The organism is Kitasatospora sp. MBT63, from assembly GCF_000710465.2.
In the GTDB taxonomy this organism is placed as follows: domain Bacteria; phylum Actinomycetota; class Actinomycetes; order Streptomycetales; family Streptomycetaceae; genus Kitasatospora.
The window spans coordinates 1-496 of record NZ_JAIZ01000704.1 but is presented as its reverse complement, the minus strand read 5'-3'; the positions used below and the strand labels follow the sequence as shown (position 1 = coordinate 496).

Genomic DNA, 496 nt, shown 5'->3' with positions numbered 1-496 from the left:
TCGGGGTCATCATGAAGAACCTGCGCACCGCGCAGCGGCGTACCGAGGCGCTGGAGCGCCGGGCGGAGGCCGGCGAGAGCGGGCTGGACTTCACCGGGGCGCTGACCGCCGAGCGCAAGGCCGCACTGGACGCGATCGACCCGGGATGGTGCCCGTCCTGGCCGGTGGAATGGCAGCGCAGCTTCACGCTGGCCTGGCGGCACGTGAAAGCCGGCGGCACGCTCGCCGGTGCCGAGCCGGGCAGCGTCGTTGTCCAGGGCGAGGACCTCGCCGGGTGGGCACGGGCGCAGCAGATCGGCTGGGACAAGCTCGGACCGGCCCAGCAGTGGGTGTGCGAACACGTCCTAGGGCTGGAACCCCTGGCCCCGGAGCAGCGGCCGGCCCCGAAGGTCAGCCACGCCGAGAAGGAACAGCGGAACCTCGCCGCCGCCGCCCAGTACCGGGCCCGCGAAGGACACCTGAACGTCCCCCGCAAGCACAAGGAGCAGCTCGCCCT

At 73.0% G+C, this 496-nt stretch carries 1 pseudogene; it reads left to right on the top strand.

The annotated features are described in order from the left end of the window. Positions 1 to 11 precede the first annotated feature (11 nt). Positions 12 to 496 (top strand): annotated as a pseudogene (locus tag AA75_RS36970) (helicase associated domain-containing protein); the annotation flags it as partial.